Origin of the sequence: Streptomyces sp. ISL-98, from assembly GCF_018614055.1 — a bacterium.
Classification (GTDB): Bacteria; Actinomycetota; Actinomycetes; order Streptomycetales; family Streptomycetaceae; genus Streptomyces; species Streptomyces spiramyceticus.
The window spans coordinates 1-21,739 of sequence record NZ_JAGGPB010000087.1; the positions used below are offsets into that span (position 1 = coordinate 1).

Consider the following 21,739-nt stretch of genomic DNA (forward strand, 5'->3'; position numbering starts at 1 on the left):
CCGAAGAGCCCGCGTCGCGCTGACCACCTTCGCCGACAACAGCCGGCACGGCAGCGACTGGGCGGCCAAGATCTACAACGATGCCCGCGCCCGCAAGAAGCGACACCCCCACGCCGTCCGCATCCTGGCCCGCTCCTGGCTCCGGGTGATGTGGGCCTGCTGGCGCGACGGCACCTGCTACGACCCCGCCGTCCACCAAGCCAACAGCAAGGTCAACACGATCGCCGAGGAGCCTCTGGCGGCATAGAGGTTGACTCAGGAAACTCACAGGTATGCCCCGACCTGCGGTGACGGCCGACCTGGGCATGCGCGCGACACGGCCCCGGCGCCCACCTCGACGGCAGCGTAACCGAACCGAATGTGGTGCAGGTCACTCAACTCCAGGGCAGATTCCGCCATGGCCGACGGCGACGACGATGCGCCCCAGCGCGCTGAGGTCGCCCCAGAAGCCGCTGACGCCCTCCCGGCCCAGCGCACGCGCGTGCGCGCATGCCGCGGACCGAAGACCTGGTCAAGAAGCTCACCGGCGAGGTCGGCGAGTGGATCTCCAAGAAGACGCCGTGACGCCGTACGGCCGGGTCCGCCGCCCGGTCGGGCCTGCCTGGCGCGGCGCCGCAGGCGGAGGGACACGCCCCACCCGGTGCGTACAGCTGGACAGCCCGTTCGAAGGCCTCGCCCTCGCCACCCAAATGAGCCGCGCGGTTCCTGATTCCGGCACCACCGGCGGCCGCCTCATTGAGCGGCCACCCACCGCGAAGCGCACTACGTGCTGGACGAGATTCTGGGCAACGCCACCGATCTGCCGATCACCGAGCACGCCACCGACACGGATGGCGTCACTCTGGTCAACTTCGCCCTGTTCGACCTGGTTGGCAAGTAACTGTCCCCGCGTATCCGGGACTTGGGCAAGATCACCCTCTACCGGATGGGCGCCAAAGGCGACTACGAGGAACGCTTCCCGATCGCGGGGCCGCTGCTGACGAAGAAGGCCAACCTCGACCTCGTAGCGGATCACTGGGACGACCTGCTCCGTCTTTCGGGGTCGCTGAAGTACGGGCACGCCACCGCTTCCCTGATCGTGGGCAAGCTGTCGGCGTCGTCCCGGCAGAACGCGCTGGCCACCGCGCTCAAGGAGTACGGCGCTATCCGCAGGACGATCTACGCCGCGAAGTATTTGTCCGATCCGGTCTACCGGCGCAAGATCGCCCGGCAGCTGAACCGGGGCGAGTCCATCCACTCCCTGCGCCGCCAGTCAGGGGCTACGGCCTCACAGCGGCGGGTTGCCGTGCTTGCGGGGTGCCAGTTCCGCCTGCTTCGTGCGGAGCATGGCGAGCGCGGAGACGAGCGTCTGCCGGGTGTCGGCGGGGTCGATGACGTCGTCCACCAGCCCGCGCTCCGCCGCGTAGTAGGGGTGCATGAGTTCCGCCTGATATTCCTTGACCAGCAGGGCGCGCGTCGCCTCGGGGTCCGCGGCCTCGGCGATCCGGCGCCGGAAGATGACGTTGGCGGCACCCTCGGCGCCCATCACGGCGATCTCGTTGGTGGGCCAGGCGAAGGTCAGGTCGGCGCCGATGGACTGGGAGTTCATGACGATGTAGGCGCCGCCGTACGCCTTGCGCAGGATCACTGAGATCCTCGGCACGGTGGCGTCGCAGTAGGCGTACAGCAGTTTGGCCCCGTGCCGGATGATCCCGTTGTGCTCCTGGCCGACGCCGGGCAGGAAGCCGGGGACGTCCAGCAGGGTGACCAGCGGAATGCTGAACGCGTCGCACGTCTGGACGAAGCGGGCTGCCTTCTCGGACGCTTTGATGTCCAGGACGCCCGCCAGCGCCATGGGCTGGTTCGCGACGATGCCGACGACCTCGCCGGCCAGTCGGGCCAGGACGCATAGCACGTTGGGGGCCCACCGCTCATGGACCTCCAGTAGCTCGCCGTCGTCGACCAGCTCGGAGATCACCTCATGCATGTCGTACGGCCGGTTCCCCTCCGCCGGCACCAGGTCCAGCAGCGCCGGTGACCGTCGGCCGGCCGGGTCGCCGGTGACGGCCCGGGGCGGGCGCTCACGGTTGTTCTGCGGCAGCAGGCTCAGCAGGTAGCGGACCTCGGTGAGGCAGGACTGCTCATCGTCGTAGGCGAAGTGACAGACTCCGGAGGTCTCCGCGTGCACGTCGGCGCCGCCCAGGCCGTTCTGGGTGACCTGCTCGCCGGTGACCGCCTGCACGACGTCCGGACCGGTGATGAACATCTGCGAGGTACCGCGCACCATGAACACGAAGTCGGTCAGCGCCGGGCTGTAGGCCGCGCCCCCGGCACACGGGCCCAGTATCACGCTGATCTGCGGAATCACGCCCGAGGCCCGGGTGTTGCGAAGGAAGATGCCGCCGTACCCGGCGAGCGCCGAGACGCCTTCCTGGATGCGGGCGCCGGCCCCGTCGTTCAGCGACACCAACGGCGCGCCGGCCGAGAGTGCCATGTCCATGATCTTGTGGATCTTCGCCGCGTGCGCCTCGCCGAGCGCGCCGCCGAAGATGCGGAAGTCGTGGGCGTAGACGAAGACGGTCCGACCCTCCACCTCGCCCCAGCCGGTGATGACCCCGTCCGTGTAGGGCCGCTTCAGCTCCAGGCCGAAACCGGTGGCCCGGTGCCGGCGGAGCGGCTCCACCTCGTGGAAGGTCCCCGGATCCAGCAGCAAGTCGATCCGCTCACGGGCGGTCAGCTTCCCCCGCGCGTGCTGGGCCGCGGTGGCCTTCTCACCCGGACCCGCGTGCACCTGGGCGCGCAGCGCGCCGAGTTCGTCGACCCGCTGCCGCATACCGGCCACTGGCGGCGTCGTGGGAGTCGGCGCGGCGGCGGCCGGGGCCGGTGTTTCCATGGTCGTCATCGCAGCCTCTCTGTAGGGGGCACCGGACGGTATCGGACCCGGTCGGACGGATATGAGGGCCGGTCAGGCGGCGGCCGGGTCCAGGACGGACCGTGCGGCGGCCAGACAGTCGCGGGCCTCGGCCTGATCGGCCGGGCCGGCCGGCAGCAGCGGGAGCACCCGGCTGCGTCCGGCCAGCACCGCCGGATGCCGCCTGGCGATGGCGGTCAGCCCCCGGCCGGGCCCGCACTCCACGAGTTGCCGGCCCGGGCCGCGCAGCAGGTGGTCCAGAGCGGGCCAGAACCGGACGGGCGCGGCCGGATGGGAGGACCACCAGGCGGGGTCGGCGGCCTGGTCGGCGGTGAGCGGGGCGGCGGTGTAGCCGGAGATCAGCGGGAGCGCGGGCGGCCGCGCCCGCACCGTGGCGAAGGCCGGCTCCGCGCGGGCGGCCAGCGGCGCAAGCACCGGGCTGTGGAACGGCGTCGAGGCCGGCACGGTCCGGCACACCATGCCCTGCTCCCGCAACAGGCTCGTGACCTCGCCCAGTTGTGGTTCGGGGCCGGCCAGCACGGTCTGGCGGGGCGCATTGTGCGCGCCCACCACCACGCCGCCGCGCAGGTAGGGCGCCAGCGCATCGGGGGCCGCGGCCACCGCGACCATCCCGCCGGCCGGCCCTTCGGCGAGCCGGGTCACCCGGTCCCACATCAGTCGGGCGGCGTCGGCCACGGCGAACACCCCGGCCAGGACCGCCCCGGCCATCTCGCCGACGCTGTGACCGAGTAGCCCGGCCGGGCGCACCCCCCACGACTCGACGGTCCGCCCGAGGGCGTAGTCGATCGTGAACAGCAGGATCTGGGACCGGGTGACGTGGTCCACCGGTACCCGGGGGCGGTCCCCGAGCCAGTCGTCGCGCACTCGGCCGCCGTCCGCGCCGAGTGCGGCGAACACCTCGTCCGCCGCGCCGGTGAAGGCCTCGTCGTGACCGTACAGACCGGTGGCCATGCCCGGGTGCTGGGCCCCCTGGCCCGGCAGCAGGAGCGCCACGGGAAGCGGCTCCGGTCCGGCGGCCGGCATTGAGCGCGACATGGTTCCTCCTCTCGGCACACCGCCCCGAGCGGTCCGCCGCGGCCGATCCTCGCGGGGCCCGCTACAGATTCACTCGACCGTGGATCGAGGTCCTCCAGCGGTCCTCGATCCACGGTCGAGAAGCGGGCCGGACGATCTGAGCGGCGCCCGTGGGTCCGGGCCCGGAGAGGAAGCGTCCATGAGGTGCGATCAGCTGTACATCGCCGGTCTCGGCAGCTGGCTGCCACCCGCGCTGCCGGTGGCCGAGGCGGTGGCTCGGGGAGAGTGGGAGGCGGCCGCGGCCGCGAAGAGCGGCATGCGGTCGGTGACGGTCTGCGCGGACGACACCGAGGTGCCCGCCGAGATGGCCGTGCGGGCCGCCGGCCGCGCGCTGGAGCGAGCCGGAACGGACGGCTCGGAGGTGGAGCTGCTGCTGCACGCGAGCCTGTACGACCAGGGCAACGCCCTGTGGGGCACCGCCTCCTACGTGCAGCGGCGGGTACTGCCGGGCGGCTGTCCGGCGCTGGAGGTGCGCCAGGTGTCGAACGGGGGCATGGCGGCGCTCTTCCTGGCGTCCACCATGCTGTCGCCCGGGCCGGAGCCGGGGCCAGGGTGCGGGCAGGTGCTGGTCACCACGGCCGACCGGTTCTGCCCGCCGGGCTTCGACCGCTGGCACAGCGACCCGGGCACCGTCTACGCCGACGGCGGCACCGCGATGCTGCTGTCGGCGCGGGAGGGATTCGCCCGGGTGCGTTCGCTGGTGCTGGTCTCGGACCCGGAACTGGAGGGGATGCACCGCGCCGGCGATCCCTTCGGGGTGGCACGGACCGCGCCGCCGGGCGTGCTCGATCTGGAGGGGCACAAGAAGAGGTACGTCGACCGGGCCGGGATGTCGTTCAGCGTGTCCCGGGTGGCGGCCGGGCAGCGCGACGCCGTGAAGGAGGCACTGGCGGACGCCGGGGTGAGCGCCGCCGAGATCTCCCGGTGGGTGCTGCCGCACTTCGGGCGCCGTCGCCTGGAGACCAACTGCCTGCGCCCGCTGGGCATCGACGCCGAGTGCACCGCCTGGGAGTTCAGCAGCCGGGTGGGGCATCTGGGTGCCGGGGACCAGATCGCCGCTCTGGAGCACCTGGTGCTCTCCGGCTCTCTCCGGGCCGGGGAGCGGTGCGTGCTGATGGGCGTGGGAGCCGGCTTCACCTGGTCGTGCGCGGTGGTCGAGGTGACGCGGGCACCGGGCTGGACGTCATGACGCCGCGCTGAGGCGGCCGTCCTGTGCCATGGACGCCGGAAGCGGGGCGCACACCGGGTGTGCGCCCCGCTTCCGGCGGTTTGAGCGGACGTCAGTTGAACGGGCGTCAGCTCTGGTCGATGGTCCGCATGAAGTGCGCGGGGTAGCGCGGCCCGGCGGTGGCGCCGACTGGGAAGAGGTCGGAGAGCCGGCCGGCCTCCTCGTCCGTCAGCCGGACCTCGGTGGCCGCGGCGTTCTGTTCCAGGTGGGTGATGCGCCGGGTGCCGGGGATCGGCACCACATCACCGCCCTGTGCCAGCACCCAGGCCAGCGCGAGCTGGGTGAGGCTGATGCCCTTGTTCTCGGCCAGCTCCTCGACCGTGCGCACCAGATTGCGGTTGTGGTCGAAGTTCTCGCTCTGGAACCGCGGGTGGTTGCGGCGCTGGTCGTCCTCGGCCAGGTCGTCGGCGCTGTCGAAGGCTCCGGTGAGGAAGCCGCGGCCGAGCGGGCTGTAGGCCACGAAGCCGGTGCCCAACTCACGGCAGGTGGGCAGGATCTCCTCCTCCACGTGCCGTTCCCACAGCGAGTACTCGGTCTGCAGGGCCGCGATCGGGTGCACCGCGTGCGCCCGCCGCAGGGTGCGTGCGGAGACCTCGCAGAGTCCGATGTGCCGCACCTTGCCCTCGGCGACGAGTTCGCCGAGGGCGCCGACGGTCTCCTCGATGTCGACCTTCGGGTCCAGCCGGGCCAGGTAGTAGAGGTCGATGTGGTCCAGGCCCATGCGCTGCAGGGAGGCCTCGCAGGCCTCGCGGACGTACGCGGGGCTGCCGTCGACGTAGGGCGGGCCGGCGGCCGGGCGCCGCATCCCGAACTTGGTGGCGACCACGGCATCGTCCCGGCGGCCGGAAAGGGCCTGAGCGACGATCTTCTCGGCGGTGCCCGGCCCGTAGAAGTCGGCCGTGTCGATCAAGGTGACTCCGAGGTCCAGCGCTCGGCGGACGGTGGCGACGGCCTCGTCGGTGTCCGCCGCCCCGTACGCGCCCGCCATGCCCATGCAGCCGAGGCCGAGGGCCGAGGTCGCGAGACCGGCCGAACCGAGTTTCCTGTTCTCCATGAATGCCTTTCCATAGCCCGCCCGTTGGGCGGTGCGAGGGGGGAACCGACGCCGGATGCGCGCCGCGAGGACCACGGGTCCGAGCCCGCACTGTTCGAAATGTAGCCGACTAAGTAATTGCCTGTCAGGAGATCGCGGAGTCGGCCGGGACGTTCCTTCCTGCGTCGGCCGCCGTTCACTTCTCGATCAGCGCCACCACCCGTGACCAGCCCGCACCGGCCCCGGCGATCTTCACGGGCAGGCAGCTGACGGTGAACCCGGTCGAGGTCGGCAGGTCTTGCAGGTTGGCCAGTCGTTCGAGCTGGCAGTACTCCTCCTGGCGTCCGGCGAAGTGGGCCGGCCACAGCACGTCCCGATCCCCGGTGCGGTGGTACTCGCGGATGATGTGGGTGAAGGGCGCGTCGAGGCTGAAGGCGTCGGTGCCGATCACCCGTACCCCCAGGCCGAGCAGCAGCCTGGTGGCCGGCCCGTCCAGGCCGGTGAACTCGGTGAAGTACTCGGGCTTGCCGAGGTGCCGGTCGGCGCCGGTGTGCAGCAGTACGACGTCCAGCGGCCGGGGCCGGCGCCCCACGCGCGCGAACTCACGCTCCAGGTACTCGACCCCGACCGTGCCCGTCCCGGCCTCTCGCAGGTCCAGCACCATGCCGGGCCGCACGAACCAGTCCAGCGGCATCTGGTCGATGGTCCGGGGGGTGCGTCCGTTCGCCGCGGGGCCGTAGTGCGCGGGGGCGTCGACGTGGGTGCCGGTGTGTGTGGTGAGTGTCAGGTAGTCGTTGGTGAGGAAGGCGCCGTCCGGGAAGACGTCCGGGTCGAGGTCCAGGCCGAAGTGCTCCTTCATCTCGTCGCGGACGTGCAGGGCCGCCTGATGCGCGTCCAGCACCCGGTGCACCACCTCGTCCGGTTCCCAGAACGACGCGTCGATGGGTGAGGACAGATCGATGATTCTCATGCTCCGGCAGCCTCCCAGCGTGTCGGTTCCGCCTCGCCGAACAGGTCCGAGCGCACCGTGACCGGCCGGGCCCCGAACGCGATGGCGCGCAGGATCTTGCCGTAGAGCGGGGTGTGCGCCAGGGCACGCGCAGCCAGCGGCCGGACCGCCCCGGCGATCCGGCCTCCGCCGCCGAGCATCGCCTTGCTCTGCCGGGCCTGCAGGGTGAAGACCTTCTCGATGTCCTTGCGGCGGTCCGGCACCCAGGCCGACAGCGCCGCCTTGCCGAAGTCGCCGGTCCGCAGGGCCGATAGCAGCACCGGGTGCAGTAGAACGGCGTCCTGCACGGCCAGGTTGATGCCCTGGGCGCCGATCGGGCTGTGCGTGTGGGCGCTGTCGCCGAGCAGGACCAGTCCGTCGGCCGCCCACTCCTCGGCGTAGCCGGAGAAGACGTCGAGCAGGGTCAGGTCGCCGAGCTCCTTGACCTGTTCGAGCACTTGGTCCGCGTACGCCGGGACCGCCCGCGCGATCCGCGTCCGCAGCCGTTCCACTCCTTCCTCGGCGATCTTCCGGTAGCCGTTGTGCGGCAGGGTCCAGCCGATCTGCACGCAGTCCGGGTACGAGTCGTAGATGAGCACCGGTGCGCCGTCGGTGCGGTGCACCCGCACCGTACGGTCCCGCCGGTCCCCGGCCGGCACCCGGAACCACAGGATGTCGTGAGCGAAGGCGTCCAGACGGTGCTGTTCGATCCCGGCCAGCCGCCGGGTCTTCGAGTACCGGCCGTCGGCGGCGACCGTGATCGGCGCGGTGATCCGGCGGCGCCGCTCGCCCTGTCCGCACACGATGCCGGTGACGGCGTTCCCGTCGCCGGACAGCTCCCGGAGGCCGCAGCCGTCCAGGTAGGTGAAGTCCGGATACCGGGAGCAGGCGTCGAACAGCTCGGTCAGCAGATGCTGTTGGGGCAGGCTCAGCAGGAAGCCGTAGGGCGGAGGGAGGGTCCCGTAGTCGATGTTCATCAGCAGGCGCTCGTTCTCCACGAGCTGGAACCGGCCGAGTTCATAACCGCCGCGGGCGCGTGCTCCGGCGAGCACGCCCAGGTCGTCCAGGAGTGTCATCGCGCCGGGCTGGAGGATCTCGCCCCGGTACTCGCGGTCGAAGGACCGGGAGCGTTCCACGACGGTGACCCGGGCGCCGGACCGCAGCATCAGCAAGGCCAGCGTCAGGCCGGCCGGGCCCGCGCCGACCACACAGACGTCGGTGGTGATGTCCACGTCCGCCCCCTCAGGCCCGCAGGCCGAGGCCGCCGTCCGCCACCACGACCTGCCCCTGGATCCAGGCGGCCTCCGGCGCGCACAGCAGGGCGATCGTGTCGGCGACGTCCTCGGGGCGGGTGAGGCGGCCGTTGGGGGTGCGGGACGCCAGCAGCCCGGCGATGGCCTTGTTGGAAGTGTGCTCTCCCTTGTCGAGCAGATGGGTGGAGACGGCGTTGACGGTGATGCCGAACGGCGCCAGGTCGACGGCGAGATAGCGCACCAGGTTCTCCAGCGCCGCCTTGGCGACTCCGGTGGCGAGGTAGTGCGGGATCACCTCGAACGCCCCGTTGCCGGAGACGGCGATGACCCGGCCGCCCTCCGGCATCAGCTTGGCGATCGTGCCCGCGCCGTGCAGAAGCGGGTTGAGGGCGAGGGCGATCTCGTCGAAGAGGGGGCCGACCTCCGGTGCCACTGGAAGCATCGGGTGCATGGTGGCGGCGTTGTGTACGAAGATGTCCAACTGCCCGTGCTCGTCCCGGATCCGGTCGAGCAGGCCGGCCAGGAACTCGGCCGAGCGGATGTCCCCCTTGACCGGTGTGGTGCTGCCCGGCAGGTCCGCGGCCGCCTCGACGGCCTCGGCGGCGGCCGCGTCGTCGCCGGCGTAGTTCAGGTAGACGTGGCAGCCGGCCTTTCGCAGCCGGTGGGCGACGGCCCGGCCGAGTCCGCGGGAGGCTCCGGTGACCAGGGCGATCCGGCCGGGCGGGAAGAGGCGTGGGGGTTCGGGACCGGGGTCGGGGGAGTGGTGCGCGTTGCGCTGCTCGTTCATGTGCGAAACCGCCTTCGCGTGATCAGGGCCGACCGCCGTTGACCACCTGAAGGTGGCCGTTGACGGGGGCGGACAGGTCGGAGGCGAGCGCGAGAACGCAGCCCGCCACTTCGTCGGGGGTGGTCGGGACGATGCCCGGGCCCAGGGGACCGCTGTGCGGCGTACCGGGCTCCTGTACCGGGCCGGGGGCCACGCAGTTGACCCGTACTCCCTCGCCCGCCAGATCGTGGGCCAGGGCCAGGGTGAGACCGGCCACCGCCGCCTTGACCGAGCACAGGTGGGCCGCGGCTGGCCGGCCGCGGACCCCGGCCAGCGAGGACAGCAGCACCACCCGGGACCGCCCGGCCGCGGCCAGCAGCGGAAGAGCGGCGGTGACCAGGCGGAAGACCGCGACCAGGTCGGTGTCCAGCAGCGCGCGGAACTCCTCGGCGGTGAGCGCGGCGGCCGGCCGGGGCCGTCCGTCGTAGCCGGTGACGCAGTTGACGAGGACGTCCAGCCGGTCCACGCCCGCCGCGTCGAGTCCCGCGCGCAGCGCCTGCGGGCCTTCGGGCGCGGCGAGGTCGGCGGTCACCGGATGCGCGCGGACGCCGTGCTCGGCGGCGACGCGGTCGGCGAGCGCGCCGGCCGCCTTCTCGTCCCGGCCGTGCACCACGACCTCGGCGCCCGCCGCGGCGAAGGCGCGCACCACCGCGCCGCCCACCAGTCCGGTCGCCCCGGCCACCAGCACCCGGGCGCCGACCAGGCCCAGCGGGTCAGCCGCGTTCGACATGCGACACCACGGTGTGCAGCTGCGGCGTGGCCTTGGCGACCGACGTGAGCTCCCGGATGTGCTCCTGGAAGCCCTCGGACTGCACGACCTGCAGGTGTGCCGCCGCGTCCTCCCAGCGTGCGATGTTGGTGTAGACGTTCGGGTTGGTCAGCGACCGGACCAGGGTGTGGTCGATGAACCCGGGCTGCGTGCGCATGTACACCGAGCTGGCCTCGAAGACCTTCTCGAACTCCTCGGGCGCCGAGGTCAGGATGAACTCGTTGATCAGGATCACTATCGGGGAACCTCCGTCGAGTCGTGCGTGGAAGGAAGCCCGCAGCTCGCGCCGCGGGATCTTGCCGTTGGGGGTACGCGGAAGCCGCGCGACGACCTCGTGACCGCGGACCTGCTTGTAGTAGGGCAACCGGGCGTTGAGCCGGCCGATGATCCGCTCCGCCTCCCCGGGGGAGCCGGGGTCGGTGAGGACGAGCAGGGCGTGGGCGACCGCGCCGGACACCGGGTGCGGCCGGTCGAGGACGACGCTGTCGGCGACGGCCGGGTCCTCGGCGAGGGCGGCTTCGATCTCGGTGGGCGAGACGAGCCAGTTGTCGCACTTGAAGACGTCCTTGATGCGGTCGGTGAGGTGGAGCCGGCCGTCCGGGTCGATCCGGCCGACGTCACCGGTGGCGAGCCAGCCGTCGGCGTCGACGGCCGGGCCGTGCTCGCCGTCGAGGTAGCCCCGCATCACCTGAGGTCCCCTGAGCTGGATCTCTCCGTTCTCGCCGGGCGGCAGCACCGCTCCGTCGTCCAGGGACACCACCCGGTGCTCGGTCCCCTCGACCGGCGTGCCGACCGATCCGGGGCTGTGGTCGCCGGGCTGGTCGAAGTGGGTCAGGGGCGAGGTCTCGGCCAGCCCGTACCCCTGGACCACGGGGATGCCGAAATGCCCGGAGAGGGTGTCGGCCAGGGCCGGGGCGAGCGCGGAACCGCCGGAGGCGATCATCCGGGCGTCCGGCAGCCGCAGTTCGGACAGCCGGGGATGGGCGGCCAGCTGGGCCAGCCGGGCGGGCAGCAGGTACACGTGGCTCGCGGCGTGTGCGCGGGCCCGTTCGATCGCCTCCGCCGGGTCCGGTGCGGGCACCAGGACCTGGGTCGCTCCGGCGGCGAGGGCCGAGTTCATGTGCATGGGGTGGTAGCTGGGGAAGTGCACGAGGGTGACGGAGGTACGGTCCAGACTGTGTGCCCGGGCGGTCTGGACCGCGTTGACCGTCACGTTGCGGTGGCTGAGCACGACGGCCTTCGGCATCCCCGTGGTGCCGCTGGTGAAGTGCAGCGCGGCCGGATCGTCCGGGGCCGCGCGGTGCTCGGGCACGCCGGGACCGGCGGCGTCGAGCAGGTCCGCGAAACGCGGCGCCTGCCGGTCGTCCTCCACGGGGCCCTCGCCGAGGACCGCGACCAGTTCCAGCCCGGGCAGCCCGCCCCGTATCCGGCGCAGCCGCGCGTAGAGCTCGGCACCGACCAGGGCGGCCCGCGCGCCGGACTTCTCCAGCACGTACTGCAGTTGCTGCTCGCGCAGCAGCGGGACCACCGGGAGCGCCAGGTTCCCGCTGCGCAGGGCACCGTGGTAGGCGATCACCACGTCGGGGTGCAGGTCCGCCCCGATCGCGACGACCGCGCCCGCCGCGCCGAACCGTTCCCGCAGCAGCGCGGCGCACCGGTCCACCGCCTCGTCGAGCTCCGCGTACGTGACTGTACGGCCGCCGAGGACGAGCGCGGGGTGGTCGCCGGACCGGCGGGCGCCGGCCCGCAGCAGCAGATCGGCGCGGGACGGGAGTCCGTCCAGGGGGTCAGGCACTGGTCGTCCCCTCCACGAAGGCCTTGGCCTGCCGCAGGGTCGCCGAGCTGTTGCGGCCCAGCGCGTCCCGGACGAAGGTCCGGGCCTGCTCCTCGGTGGCGTCGGGTCCCAGCACCCGGCCGATGGCGTCCGTCGCCAGTACGACGGTGTGCTCGGCGGTCGCCGTGACGCCCCCGTCCTCGTCCTCCGCCAGCAACCAGCTGCCGGTGTGCACGCGCAGCAGGGCCGGGGTGACGAGCTGCTTGTAGTGGATGCTGTGGGGCGCGGCGCAGACCCGGACCGACCGGGTGGTGTGGGACGAGCCGTCGGCGGTCCGGGTGTCCATCTCCAGGATCTGCACGCCGGGCAGATCCTCGGTGAGCTTCACCCGGGCGACGTGGGGGAGCCGCTCTACCCAGTGCTCCGCGCGGTCCAGGAAGGCGTGGACCGCGGCGGCGGTCCCGTCGATGCGCAGGCTGTCGCGGAAGGTGAAGCCGGTCTCCCGGCCGGTTCCGGCGTCCCGGGCCGCTTCGGCCAGGGCGGCCAGCTCGGCGCGGCTGTTGCCGTCGACCGCCTTCTCCAGCCAGGCGAGCGTCTCGGCGTCGTCGTCGACCGCGGAGTAGGCGTGGGTGAGCACCACCTCGCTGCCGCCTGCCACCGGGCGCACGATCCACTCCCCGCCCATGGCGGCGATCGGTGCCACAGGCCGGTCCTGCCCGAAGGAGATGCGCTGCCGCACCGGATCGACCAGCCGGCGGGACGTCCAGGTGCGCACCCCGCCGTTGGCGGTGGCCCACAGCTGAAGCCGTTCCGGACCGCCACCCTCCGGCGCTCGTTCCAGGAAGCGGGCGTGAACGGTGGGCGGGAAGATCAGCGGCCACCGCTCGACGTCGGCGAGCAGGGCGAAGACAACCGCCGGGGCGGCCGGGACGGTGACGGTGTGCGCCACGTCGACGCGGGTCGGGTCACCGGGCCGCTCGCCCGGTGTGCGCCGCGAGGGGCTGACGGTGAGGTCCGGAGCAGGGGGCGTGGTGGTCCGGGGCGTGGTCTGGGACACGGTGTGCACCTTCCGAAAGGGGGGCGGCGGGCCGGTCAGTAGTTGCCGAGGCCGCCGCAGACGTTGAGCGCCTGCGCGGTGACGGCGTCCGCGGCCGGCGAGGCGAGGTAGCCGACCATGGCGGCCACCTCCTCGGGGGTGGTGTAGCGGCCGAGCGGGATCTTGGCCTCGAAGCGTTCGCGGATCTGTTCCTCGCCGGTGTTCCACGCCTCGGCGTAGGCCCGGCGCACCCGCTCCGCCATGGGGGTCTCGACGTACCCGGGGCAGACCGCGTTGACGGTGGTTCCGGAGGCGGCGAGTTCCAGCCCCAGGGCCTTGGTCATGCCGACCACGCCGGCTTTGGACGCGGAGTACGGGGCGGCCAGGACGACGCCCTGCTTGCCCCCGGTGGAGGCGATGTTGATGACGCGTCCGCGCGGCTGGCTGAGTATCCCGCCGGCCGACAGCACCTCCCGGGTCACCAGGAAGACGCTGTTGAGGTTGGTGTCGATGACGTCGTACCAGACCTCGTCGGGTAGTTCAGCGGTGACGCCGCCGCCGTTGCGGCCGGCGTTATTGACCAGAACGTCGATCGGGCCGTACGCCGCGACGGCCGCGGCGACCAGAGCCGTCACCTCCGCGCGGGAGCGCACGTCACACGTCGTGCCGTCGGCCTCGTACCCCTGGGCACGCAGTTCCTTGACGGTGGCGGCGACGTTCTCCGCGGAGCGGGCGCACAGGAAGACCCGCAGTCCGCTCTCGGCCAGGGCGCGGGCGATCGCGAGCCCGATTCCGCTGGTGGCGCCGGTGATCAGGGCCGTGCGCCGGTCCGTCGGGGTGCTGGTGTCGCTGGCAGGCATCTCGCTCCTCGTTCCTGGCCGCAGTGCGGCGTTCTCGGGGCACGGGCCGGTGCGTGGGGCCGGTGCCCGGCGTCGCCAGCGAGGCTGCCGGGAGCCGGTCGAGGCCCGCTCGAGCACGGGTGGAGCGCTGCCGCGAGGGCGTGGACTGGTTTTCGAGTGCTTCTCCAGCCACCGCTCCTACGTTGTCCACGTCCTGGCGAACACCGGGGCCTGTGGGAGACCTGATAAAGGAGTGGTGATGGAATTTCCTGCCGACCAGCCGATGCGGGTGCCGGCAACCCAGGAGGTCGTCGACTACGCGGTCGCCAGCGGCATCGCACCGCTGCCCGCCCATCACGACCTGGTGGCACGCACCGAGAAGGAGACCGGCGACAAGGCCGGCATGCGGATCGCGCCCGAACAGGGCGCCCTGATCACCCTGTTGACCCGGATGGCGGGTGCCCGGCGGGCGATCGAGGTGGGCACCTTCACCGGGTACTCCTCGCTGTCCATCGCCCGCGCCCTGCCCGCCGACGGACACCTGCTGTGCTGCGACACCAGCGAGGAGTGGACGCGCATCGCCCGGGACGGGTGGGAGTCGGCGGGGCTGGCCGACCGGATCGAGCTGCGCCTCGGCCCCGCCTTGGAGACCCTGCGGTCCCTGCCGCGCGAGGAGAGCGTCGACTTCTCCTTCGTGGACGCCGACAAGACCGGCTACGCCGCCTACTACGAGGAGCTGATCGTCCGGACCCGGCCGGGCGGCCTGATCGTCTTCGACAACGTCCTCTACGGCGGCCGGGTGCTCGGTGACGAGCCGGTGACCGGAAACGCCGCCGCGCTGCGTGAGTTCAACCCGGCGCTCGCGGGCGACCCGCGGGTCGAGGTGGTCATGCTGCCGCTCGCGGACGGCCTGACCATCGCCCGCAAGCGCTGATCCCCCCGCCGCCACGCCCTCCGTACGGCCGCCCACCGTGCGGGGCCGACCGCGGGCTGTACAAGGGGCCTGCAAGCGGCCTTGCACGCGGCCGCCGCGATGAATGCGGTGGCATCCCGGCGGCCGCGCGCCGCCCGTCGGCCGGACAGGTCGGCCGCGGCCCGTTCCAGCACCCGTTCCAGGACCGTTCTTCACTCAGTCAAGGAGTGGTATGTCAGGCAGAAGCGGGCTCTCCCGTCGCCGGTTCCTCACCGGTGTCGCGGCAGGTGCGGCGCTCGGAGTCCTTCCGCTGCGTTCCGCCGGCGCCGCGGAATCCGTCAAGATACTGATCATCGGCAGTGGTTACGCCGGCAGCGTCGCCGCGCTCCGGCTCGCGCAGGCCGGGCTGGACTCGGTGGTCCTGGAGCGCGGCAAGCGGTGGCCGATCACCGCCCAGGGCGGCACCTTCGCCACCCCCGCGGCCCCGGACGGCCGGGCTTCGTGGCTGAACTCCTGGAGCCCCTTCGTCAGCCAGCAGCTCGACGTGTACCCCGGGGTGCTCGAGGCCTTCCAGGCCAACGGGGTCATCGCCCTGGCCGGCGCGGGCGTCGGCGGCGGTTCGCTGGTCAACAACGCCGTCATGCTCAAGCCCTCCCAGGCCGCGTTCAACCGGGCGTTCGGCACCAAAATCGACTTCGACGAGATGAGCGAGCAGTGGTACGCCAGGGCCCGCTCGCTGATCGGTCCGACCCCGATGCCGGACGACGTGTACGCCTCCACGCACTACACCGCCGCCCGCTCGTTCACCGCCGAGACCACGGCCGCGGGACTGGCGCCGTTCCGGGCCGACATGGCGGTGGACTGGCAGACGGTACGGGAGGAGCAGGCGGGCACCAGGGAGGCGTCGCTGATCATCGCCCGCTCCATCTGGGGCGCCAACAGCGGTGCCAAGCGCAGCGTCGACCGGACCATCCTGGCGGCCGCCGAGGCTACCGGCCGGGTGTCGGTCGAGACGCTGACCCGGGTGGTGGACGTGGTGCCCTCCGCCGGCCGCTACCTCGTTCGGTGCGAGCGCATCGATGACACCGGTGCCGTGGTGGCACGGCCCGAGTACAGCGCGGAGCACGTCTTCTTCGCCGCGGGTTCGCTGGGCACCAGCCGGCTGCTGGTGGCCGCCAGGGACCGCGGCAGCCTGCCCGCCCTGCGCGCGTCGGTGGGCAGAGGCTGGGGCACCAACAGCGACCGGCAGACGGTACGGGTGGGCATGCCCTGGAACAACCCCACGCAGGGCGGTCCGTCCGGCATTGTAGCCCAGGACAACAACAACCCCTACGAACCCGTCACGATGATCAATTTCCCGTGGCCGAGACCGCCCGCGGACGGCACCGGAGCACTCGGCGCCCTCGCGATGACCACCTGCTCCGCCGACGGGTACTTTACCTACGACGCGGCCACCGACGACGTGTCCCTGACCTGGCCGAGCACCAGTCCCTCGGCCCTGCGCGCCACCCAGGCGGTGACGGCCACCGTGGACCGGATCAACGCCGCCAACCCCGGAACCTCCACGCTGCGGCTGAACGCCGACACCACCTCCCACACGCTCGGTGGCGTTGTGCTGGGCCAGGCGTGCACGACCGACGGGCGGCTATACGGCTACAACAACCTCTACGTCATCGACAGCTCGCTCATCCCCGGCACCATGGCGACGGTGCCGCCGGCGCTGACCGTCACCGCGCTCGCCGACCGATGCGTGGACCAGGCGCTGCACCGCATCCTGGGCTGAAGGCACACGGCCGACCTGCCCCCCACGATGCACCGGTCGGCCGTCTTGTGGAGAAACAGTCGATTTTCCCGCCGCCTTATACCATTACAACGCCCTTCGCGTAAGTATTTTTCTGGCGGATTTCGGCCGCTCTTCTGGGTAGCGTTCGGGTGATCACAGGCGCTGCTCGCGAAGCGGCCGGGCGATGTCAGCACTCAGGGCAAGCGCGGCACGGCATCAGGCATACGGCGACGCAGACATGGGGGGAGAACGGATGGAAATTTCCGTCGGCATACTGGGGATGCTGGAATTACGGTTCGGGGACATAACGTGCGTTCCCAGCGCTCCGAAACCGAAAAAGGTGCTGGCACTTCTTCTCCTCTACTGCAACCAGATCGTCCCGGTCTCGGTCCTGGTGGAGGAGCTGTGGGGGAACCGGCCGCCGGCAAGTGCCAGAACGACGCTCCAGACGTACATCCTGACGCTCCGCAAACTGCTGCAGCGCGCGGACCCCGGCGTCGGCGAGCACCTGGTGACGGCCGGGCCCGGGTACATGCTCAAGGTCCCCGAGGTGACCTTCGACCTGTATCGCTTCGACCAACTCGCCAAACAGGGCCGGGAGGCGATCGGCCAGGGCGACGACGAGGCCGGCGTGATCCTGCTGCGCCGGGCGCTGGACCTGTACCGGGGGCAAGCGCTCGTCGACGTGGACGCCGGCCAGTTGGTCACCGCTCACGTGACCAGGCTGGAGGAACTGCGGCTGACCACCCTCGGGTTGTGCATCGACGCCGAGATGAGGCTCGGCCGGCACCAGGAGCTCCTCGGCGAGCTCGGCACGCTCGCCGCCCACCACCGCTTCCACGAGAATCTGCACGCCCAGTACATGCGGGCGCTGTGGCGGTCCGGGCGGCGCTCCTGCGCACTGGACGTGTACCAGCGGCTGCGCCATGCCCTCGCGAAGGAACTCGGCATGGAACCCGCCTGGTTCCTCCAGCAGTTGCAGAGCGCGATACTCTCCCCCACCGCACCCCAGTACCAGCCTCGGGGCCGCGGCCTGTCGTACGAGCCGGCCGGCTGACCGGCGCCCGTCCCCCGAACCGGTCCGCGGGGCCCCACCGGGGCCCCGCGGACCGGCGTCAGGTCAGGTCGTCCCTGCTGACCTGACGGTGCTTCACCAGCCACGGCCCGGTGCCCTCGCGCACCAGCAGGTCCTCGCAGACCGTGCTGCGGTGCACCACGGGGGTGCCGCCGAGGGCGGTGGCAACGACCAGCGCGTAGCACCGGGCCGCCACGCTGCCGTCCGGCCGGGGATCCACCGTCAGCATGCCGAGCCAGTGCCGATGCCTGATGCCCTGCTCGGCGAGCGCGGCGCGGGCCTTGGAGCTGCTCGCGGCGAGGGCCTGTCGGCCGACCGCCCGGTCATGTCCGCCGTGCAGGACGAAGACCCCGTCCTCGGTGAAGGTCTCCGCCCAGTCCTCGGTCCGCCCGTCGTCGAGCGCCTGCATCTGCCGTGCGTAGAAGTGTGAGACCTCGCTGTACAGCCGTTCCGTGTCGAGCGATGTGGTGCCGGTGTGCGGCATCGGACCTCCTTGGCGCGTAGGGATCCTCAGCCTGCCCCGCCCGCCTGGAGTGCGGCTCGAGCCGAGCTGGAACGGCGGGCCGCCCCTCAGCCGACGCCGGATCCGTCCGTCGGCCGGGACGTCTCGTACAGCCGCAGCAGGAGAGACATGAACTGCTCGCGTTCCTCCGGTGAGAAAGGGGCGAGCAATTCCTGCTCCAGCTCCGCGAGGGCGGCGGTCACCTGTGGCCAGGTGCGCCGGCCGGTCGAGGTCAGCCAGACCCGGCTGCGCCGGGCGTCCTGATCGTCCGGGGTGCGGCGCACCATGCCGGCGGCCTCCAGGCGCTTGACGGCCTGGGTCGCCGTGGGGGCCTCGACCCGTACCTGCCGGGCGAGATCTCCGACCGTGCTCCCGTCCGCCTCCCAAAGGCAGCGCAGGAAGAACTGCTGGCCGGCGTGCAGGCCGAAGTCGTTGAGCAGGCGTTCGGCACGGATCCGTGCCGAACGCCCCGCCAGCGCGAAAAGGGCACTGAAGTCCCCCAGGGACAGGGCGGGCTGAGCGGTCATGCGGCTATGACCTTCGATTCGCTGACGGCATACAGGACGGGCCGATGACGCGGCGGCCCGCAGCCCGGTCCGGCCCCGGCTCCACCGGCATCCTAGTCCCGCTCCAGCGGCGCGGCCAAGGATGATCCACGTCCCCCGGGCCATCCACGGGTGACGCGTCACGCCACCGGCCGAGCATGGGAAAGGGTCGATTCGATGGACAGCGCACAGCCTTTGACGGGGACGTTCCGGAACGAGGCGGCATCCCCACGGAACCGGCCGGAGCGCCGGCTGCCGGAAGCCCTCGACACGAGTGGATCCGGCCATTTCACGGCCCGGACCACCGGCGGGTCCCGGTGAGTCGCAGGGTCGCCGTCACGGGCATCGGCGTCGTCGCGCCGGGCGGCACCGGGACGAAGGAGTTCTGGTCGCTGATCACCTCCGGGCAGACCGCGACCGGTCCCCTCACCTTCTTCGACGCCACGCCCTACCGTTCGCGCATCGCCGCGCAGTGCGCCTTCGATCCGCTGACCGCCGGCTTCTCACCGCGGGAGGCCCGGCGCCTGGATCGGGCCGCCCAGTTCGCCGTGGCCTGCGCGCGAGAGGCGCTGGCGGACGCCGGCTTCGCCTCCGGCACGACCCCGGTGCCCGAGCGGACCGGCGTGTCCATGGGCACCGCCGTCGGCTGCACGATGAGCCTGGAGAAGGAGTACGCCGTCGTCAGCGACGGCGGCCGGGACTGGCTCGTCGACCACCGGCACGCCGTACCGCAGCTGGTGGACTACCTGGTACCCAGCAGCCTGGCCCGCGAGGTGGCGTGGACGGCGGACGCCCTCGGTCCGGCCGCGGTGATCTCGGCCGGCTGCACCTCCGGTCTCGACGCCATCGGGCATGCCTGCGAACTCATCCGTGAGGGCACCGCGGACGTCATGCTCACCGGCGGCAGCGACGCCCCGATCTCGCCGATCACGGTGGCCTCCTTCGACGCGATCCGCGCGACCTCGCCGCGCAACGACGACTCGGCCACCGCTTCCCGGCCCTTCGACCGGACCCGGGACGGCTTCGTCCTCGGCGAGGGCGCCGCCGTGCTGGTACTAGAGGAGTGGGAACACGCCCGGTCCCGGGGTGCCCACGTGTACGCCGAGATCGGCGGTCATGCCGCGCGCAGCAACGCGTACCACATGACTGGACTGCGCCCGGACGGCAAGGAGATGGCGGAGGCGATCACCCGCGCGCTGGACGAGGCCCGGCTCGACGCGACCGCCGTGGACTACGTCAACGCGCACGGCTCCGGCACCAGACAGAACGACCGGCACGAGTCGGCCGCCTTCCTGCGAGCCCTCGGCGAGCATGCCCGGACCATCCCGGTCAGCTCGATCAAGTCCATGATCGGCCATTCGCTGGGGGCCATCGGGGCCATCGAGATCGCCGCCTGCGCCCTCGCCCTGGAGCACGGCGTCGTACCGCCCACCGCCAACCTCCACGAGGCGGACCCGGAATGCCCGCTCGACTACGTACCGCTCACCGCCCGGGAGCAGCGCCTCGACGCGGTCCTTACGGTCGGCAGCGGCTTCGGCGGCTTCCAGAGCGCCATGGTGCTCACCCGGCCCGAAGGGACCCGCCGATGACCACCCACGCATTCCCGGCCGGATCCCCGGCGGGCCCGGCCGACGGCCGCAAGGACACCGTCCTCATCACGGGCCTCGACGTGCGGGCGGCCAACGGCAGCGGTACCGACGCGTTCTGGCAGAGCGCCCTGGAAGGGCGCAGCGGCATCGGCCCGATCACCCGCTTCGACGCCTCCGGCTACCCGAGCCGGCTGGCCGGCGAGATCGACGCCTTCGATCCGGCCGCCAGCCTGCCCGGCCGGCTGCTGCCGCAGACCGACCGCGTCACCCAACTCGCCCTGACGTCCGCGGCCGAGGTACTGCGGGACGCCGGTCTGGACCCGGCCGTGCTCCCGGAGTACGGCGTCGGGGTGGTCACCGCCAACTCCGCCGGCGGGTTCGAGTTCGGCCAGCGGGAGCTGGAGAGCCTGTGGGCGAAAGGGCCGCGGCATGTCAGCGCGTACCAGTCCTTCGCCTGGTTCTACGCCGTCAACACCGGCCAGATCTCCATTCGGCACGGCCTGCGCGGCCCCAGCGGAGTCCTGGTGACCGGTCAGGCCGGCGGGTTGGACGCGGTCGGGCACGCGCGCAGAATGCTGCGCAAGGGGACACCCGCCGTTCTCACCGGGGCGATGGAGTCGGCACTGTGCCCGTGGGGGTACGTGGCGGAGCTGACCGGCAACCGGCTGAGCACCGCCGACCGCCCCGAGGACGCGTGCCTGCCCTTCGGGAAGCACGCCGCCGGACAAGTCGTCGCCGAGGGCGGTGCGCTGCTGGTTCTGGAGAGCGCGGCCTCGGCCAGCGCTCGGGGCAGCACCCGCGCCTACGGCGAACTGGCCGGTTACGCGGCCTGCTTCGACCCGGCGCCCGGCACCGGGCGGCCCGGCGGCCTGGTCCGGGCCGCCCGGGCGGCGCTGGCGGACGCGGGCACCGAGCCGTCGGCGATCGGCGCGGTGTTCGCCGAGGGCGCGGCCGTACCGGAACTGGACGCCCAAGAGGCCGCGGCGATCACCGAGGTCTTCGGTCCGCACGCCGTCCCCGTCACCGCGATCACCTCCCTGACCGGCCGGCCCGGCGCCGGGGCCTCCGCGCTCGACTTGGCCGCGGCGCTGCTCGCGGTCCGGGACGGGTTGATCCCCCCGACCGCGGACGTGGGCCGGGTGCCGGCCTCCCACCGGATCGACCTGGTGACAGGACGGCCACGCCCGCTCGCCGGCGACGCGGCGCTGGTGCTGGCCCGCGGGCACGGAGGCTTCAACAGTGCCGTGGTCGTCCGCCGCGCCGACCGGCCGTGACCACCGTTCCCCTCTCCCGTCGATCCCACCGATCCAACCGATCCCACCGGAAGGTGACCACCATGACCGATTTCACCCTCGACGACCTGAAGCGCGTGATGCGGGAGTGCGCCGGCGAGGACGAGAGCGTCGACCTGGACGGCGACATCCTGGACTCGCCGTTCGAGGACCTCGGCTACGACTCGCTCGCCCTCCTCGAAACGGCGACCCGGATCGAGCGGGAACGCGGCGTGAGCGTGCCGGAGGAAATGCTGAGCGGTGCGAAGACCCCCCGGCTGCTGCTGGACGCCGTCAACTCCACCCGCTGACCCGGCCGGTGGCCGCCGC

Annotated in this window: 19 protein-coding genes and 2 pseudogenes; 9 read left to right on the forward strand and 12 right to left on the reverse strand. The window is 72.2% G+C overall.

Going from position 1 to position 21,739, the window contains the following annotated elements; translation table 11 throughout:
• Both J7I98_RS38015 and J7I98_RS41905 read left to right on the forward strand, forming a co-directional pair.
• Positions 1-247 (forward strand): annotated as a pseudogene (locus J7I98_RS38015) (hypothetical protein); the annotation flags it as partial.
• A gap of 507 nt (positions 248-754) precedes the next feature.
• A pseudogene (locus tag J7I98_RS41905) lies at positions 755-1,237 on the forward strand (Tn3 family transposase); the annotation flags it as partial.
• A gap of 30 nt (positions 1,238-1,267) precedes the next feature.
• Here J7I98_RS41905 and J7I98_RS38025 read toward each other — a convergent pair.
• Together J7I98_RS38025 and J7I98_RS38030 are read right to left on the reverse strand one after the other, a co-directional pair.
• Positions 1,268-2,872 carry an acyl-CoA carboxylase subunit beta gene (locus J7I98_RS38025; RefSeq protein ID WP_374225220.1) on the reverse strand — a complete coding sequence of 535 codons (1,605 nt, stop codon included), beginning with the start codon at positions 2,870-2,872 and terminating at the stop codon, positions 1,268-1,270.
• A gap of 72 nt (positions 2,873-2,944) precedes the next feature.
• Positions 2,945-3,946, reverse strand: a complete 1,002-nt coding sequence (locus J7I98_RS38030; protein WP_214929634.1) for an acyltransferase domain-containing protein — start codon at positions 3,944-3,946, stop codon at positions 2,945-2,947.
• Between the two features lie 178 nt (positions 3,947-4,124).
• Here J7I98_RS38030 and J7I98_RS38035 point away from each other — a divergent pair, with 178 nt between their 5' ends.
• Positions 4,125-5,174 carry a ketoacyl-ACP synthase III family protein gene (locus tag J7I98_RS38035; RefSeq protein WP_214929635.1) on the forward strand — a complete coding sequence of 350 codons (1,050 nt, stop codon included), beginning with the start codon at positions 4,125-4,127 and terminating at the stop codon, positions 5,172-5,174.
• 106 nt (positions 5,175-5,280) lie between these two features.
• On the opposite strand, the gene J7I98_RS38040 is transcribed toward J7I98_RS38035, so the two are convergent.
• The 8 genes from J7I98_RS38040 to J7I98_RS38075 all read right to left on the reverse strand — a co-directional run bounded on the left by J7I98_RS38040 (position 5,281) and on the right by J7I98_RS38075 (position 13,752).
• Positions 5,281-6,267, reverse strand: coding sequence for an aldo/keto reductase (locus J7I98_RS38040; protein WP_214929636.1), 987 nt, complete (start codon positions 6,265-6,267; stop codon positions 5,281-5,283).
• A 175-nt stretch (positions 6,268-6,442) separates the two neighbouring features.
• Positions 6,443-7,216 (reverse strand): cyclase family protein, encoded by a 774-nt coding sequence (locus J7I98_RS38045; protein ID WP_214929637.1) that lies wholly within the window; start codon positions 7,214-7,216, stop codon positions 6,443-6,445.
• Positions 7,213-8,466 carry an FAD-dependent monooxygenase gene (locus tag J7I98_RS38050; protein WP_214929638.1) on the reverse strand — a complete coding sequence of 418 codons (1,254 nt, stop codon included), beginning with the start codon at positions 8,464-8,466 and terminating at the stop codon, positions 7,213-7,215. The genes J7I98_RS38045 and J7I98_RS38050 overlap by 4 nt, the downstream gene beginning before the upstream one ends.
• Before the next feature lie 10 nt (positions 8,467-8,476).
• A complete protein-coding gene (locus J7I98_RS38055; RefSeq protein ID WP_251021786.1) occupies positions 8,477-9,274 on the reverse strand; it encodes an SDR family oxidoreductase in 798 nt (265 codons plus the stop codon).
• Between the two features lie 22 nt (positions 9,275-9,296).
• The gene (locus J7I98_RS38060; protein ID WP_214929639.1) at positions 9,297-10,043 is read right to left on the reverse strand and encodes an SDR family NAD(P)-dependent oxidoreductase; all 747 of its coding nucleotides are present in this window, start codon (positions 10,041-10,043) and stop codon (positions 9,297-9,299) included.
• Positions 10,027-11,877, reverse strand: coding sequence for an AMP-binding protein (locus J7I98_RS38065; protein WP_214929640.1), 1,851 nt, complete (start codon positions 11,875-11,877; stop codon positions 10,027-10,029). The genes J7I98_RS38060 and J7I98_RS38065 overlap by 17 nt, the downstream gene beginning before the upstream one ends.
• Positions 11,870-12,913, reverse strand: a complete 1,044-nt coding sequence (locus tag J7I98_RS38070) for an aromatase/cyclase (RefSeq protein ID WP_214929641.1) — start codon at positions 12,911-12,913, stop codon at positions 11,870-11,872. The genes J7I98_RS38065 and J7I98_RS38070 overlap by 8 nt, the downstream gene beginning before the upstream one ends.
• A gap of 35 nt (positions 12,914-12,948) precedes the next feature.
• Complete coding sequence (locus J7I98_RS38075) at positions 12,949-13,752, reverse strand: SDR family NAD(P)-dependent oxidoreductase (RefSeq protein ID WP_214929642.1); 804 nt, start codon at positions 13,750-13,752, stop codon at positions 12,949-12,951.
• Between the two features lie 238 nt (positions 13,753-13,990).
• Between J7I98_RS38075 and J7I98_RS38080 the strand changes: the two genes are divergently transcribed.
• The 3 genes from J7I98_RS38080 to J7I98_RS38090 all read left to right on the forward strand — a co-directional run bounded on the left by J7I98_RS38080 (position 13,991) and on the right by J7I98_RS38090 (position 17,484).
• Positions 13,991-14,665 (forward strand): O-methyltransferase, encoded by a 675-nt coding sequence (locus J7I98_RS38080; RefSeq protein ID WP_214929643.1) that lies wholly within the window; start codon positions 13,991-13,993, stop codon positions 14,663-14,665.
• Between the two features lie 211 nt (positions 14,666-14,876).
• Positions 14,877-16,427: a GMC oxidoreductase gene (locus tag J7I98_RS38085; RefSeq protein ID WP_214929644.1), complete on the forward strand. Its 1,551-nt coding sequence runs from the start codon at positions 14,877-14,879 to the stop codon at positions 16,425-16,427.
• Positions 16,428-16,767: 340 nt separating this feature from the next.
• Positions 16,768-17,484, forward strand: coding sequence for a BTAD domain-containing putative transcriptional regulator (locus J7I98_RS38090; RefSeq protein ID WP_374225219.1), 717 nt, complete (start codon positions 16,768-16,770; stop codon positions 17,482-17,484).
• Positions 17,485-17,542: 58 nt separating this feature from the next.
• Here J7I98_RS38090 and J7I98_RS38095 read toward each other — a convergent pair whose 3' ends face one another.
• Entirely contained in the window at positions 17,543-17,986 is a 444-nt protein-coding gene (locus tag J7I98_RS38095) for a nuclear transport factor 2 family protein (RefSeq protein WP_214929646.1), read from the reverse strand.
• 86 nt (positions 17,987-18,072) lie between these two features.
• The gene (locus J7I98_RS38100) at positions 18,073-18,531 is read right to left on the reverse strand and encodes a MarR family winged helix-turn-helix transcriptional regulator (protein WP_214929647.1); all 459 of its coding nucleotides are present in this window, start codon (positions 18,529-18,531) and stop codon (positions 18,073-18,075) included.
• A gap of 335 nt (positions 18,532-18,866) precedes the next feature.
• Here J7I98_RS38100 and J7I98_RS38105 point away from each other — a divergent pair, with 335 nt between their 5' ends.
• From J7I98_RS38105 to J7I98_RS38115, 3 genes are all read left to right on the forward strand, one after another.
• A complete protein-coding gene (locus tag J7I98_RS38105; protein WP_214929648.1) occupies positions 18,867-20,138 on the forward strand; it encodes a beta-ketoacyl synthase in 1,272 nt (423 codons plus the stop codon).
• Positions 20,135-21,412 carry a beta-ketoacyl synthase N-terminal-like domain-containing protein gene (locus J7I98_RS38110; protein WP_214929649.1) on the forward strand — a complete coding sequence of 426 codons (1,278 nt, stop codon included), beginning with the start codon at positions 20,135-20,137 and terminating at the stop codon, positions 21,410-21,412. Before J7I98_RS38105 ends, J7I98_RS38110 begins: the two co-directional genes overlap by 4 nt.
• 62 nt (positions 21,413-21,474) lie before the next feature.
• On the forward strand, positions 21,475-21,720 hold the full coding sequence (locus J7I98_RS38115) for an acyl carrier protein (RefSeq protein ID WP_214929650.1): 246 nt from the start codon (positions 21,475-21,477) through the stop codon (positions 21,718-21,720).
• The last annotated feature ends 19 nt before the right edge of the window (positions 21,721-21,739 follow it).

Bases quoted from the DNA above. Each gene is read 5' to 3' on its own strand.
- J7I98_RS38030 (WP_214929634.1), bottom strand. From the start codon at position 3,946: ATGTCGCGCTCAATGCCGGCCGCCGGACCGGAGCCGCTTCCCGTGGCG.
- J7I98_RS38045 (WP_214929637.1), bottom strand. From the start codon at position 7,216: ATGAGAATCATCGATCTGTCCTCACCCATCGACGCGTCGTTCTGGGAA.
- J7I98_RS38095 (WP_214929646.1), bottom strand. From the start codon at position 17,986: ATGCCGCACACCGGCACCACATCGCTCGACACGGAACGGCTGTACAGC.
- J7I98_RS38035 (WP_214929635.1), top strand. From the start codon at position 4,125: ATGAGGTGCGATCAGCTGTACATCGCCGGTCTCGGCAGCTGGCTGCCA.
- J7I98_RS38080 (WP_214929643.1), top strand. From the start codon at position 13,991: ATGGAATTTCCTGCCGACCAGCCGATGCGGGTGCCGGCAACCCAGGAG.
- J7I98_RS38115 (WP_214929650.1), top strand. From the start codon at position 21,475: ATGACCGATTTCACCCTCGACGACCTGAAGCGCGTGATGCGGGAGTGC.
- J7I98_RS38110 (WP_214929649.1), top strand. From the start codon at position 20,135: ATGACCACCCACGCATTCCCGGCCGGATCCCCGGCGGGCCCGGCCGAC.
- J7I98_RS38060 (WP_214929639.1), bottom strand. From the start codon at position 10,043: ATGTCGAACGCGGCTGACCCGCTGGGCCTGGTCGGCGCCCGGGTGCTG.
- J7I98_RS38055 (WP_251021786.1), bottom strand. From the start codon at position 9,274: ATGAACGAGCAGCGCAACGCGCACCACTCCCCCGACCCCGGTCCCGAA.
- J7I98_RS38025 (WP_374225220.1), bottom strand. From the start codon at position 2,872: ATGGAAACACCGGCCCCGGCCGCCGCCGCGCCGACTCCCACGACGCCG.
- J7I98_RS38040 (WP_214929636.1), bottom strand. From the start codon at position 6,267: ATGGAGAACAGGAAACTCGGTTCGGCCGGTCTCGCGACCTCGGCCCTC.
- J7I98_RS38075 (WP_214929642.1), bottom strand. From the start codon at position 13,752: ATGCCTGCCAGCGACACCAGCACCCCGACGGACCGGCGCACGGCCCTG.
- J7I98_RS38100 (WP_214929647.1), bottom strand. From the start codon at position 18,531: ATGACCGCTCAGCCCGCCCTGTCCCTGGGGGACTTCAGTGCCCTTTTC.
- J7I98_RS38085 (WP_214929644.1), top strand. From the start codon at position 14,877: ATGTCAGGCAGAAGCGGGCTCTCCCGTCGCCGGTTCCTCACCGGTGTC.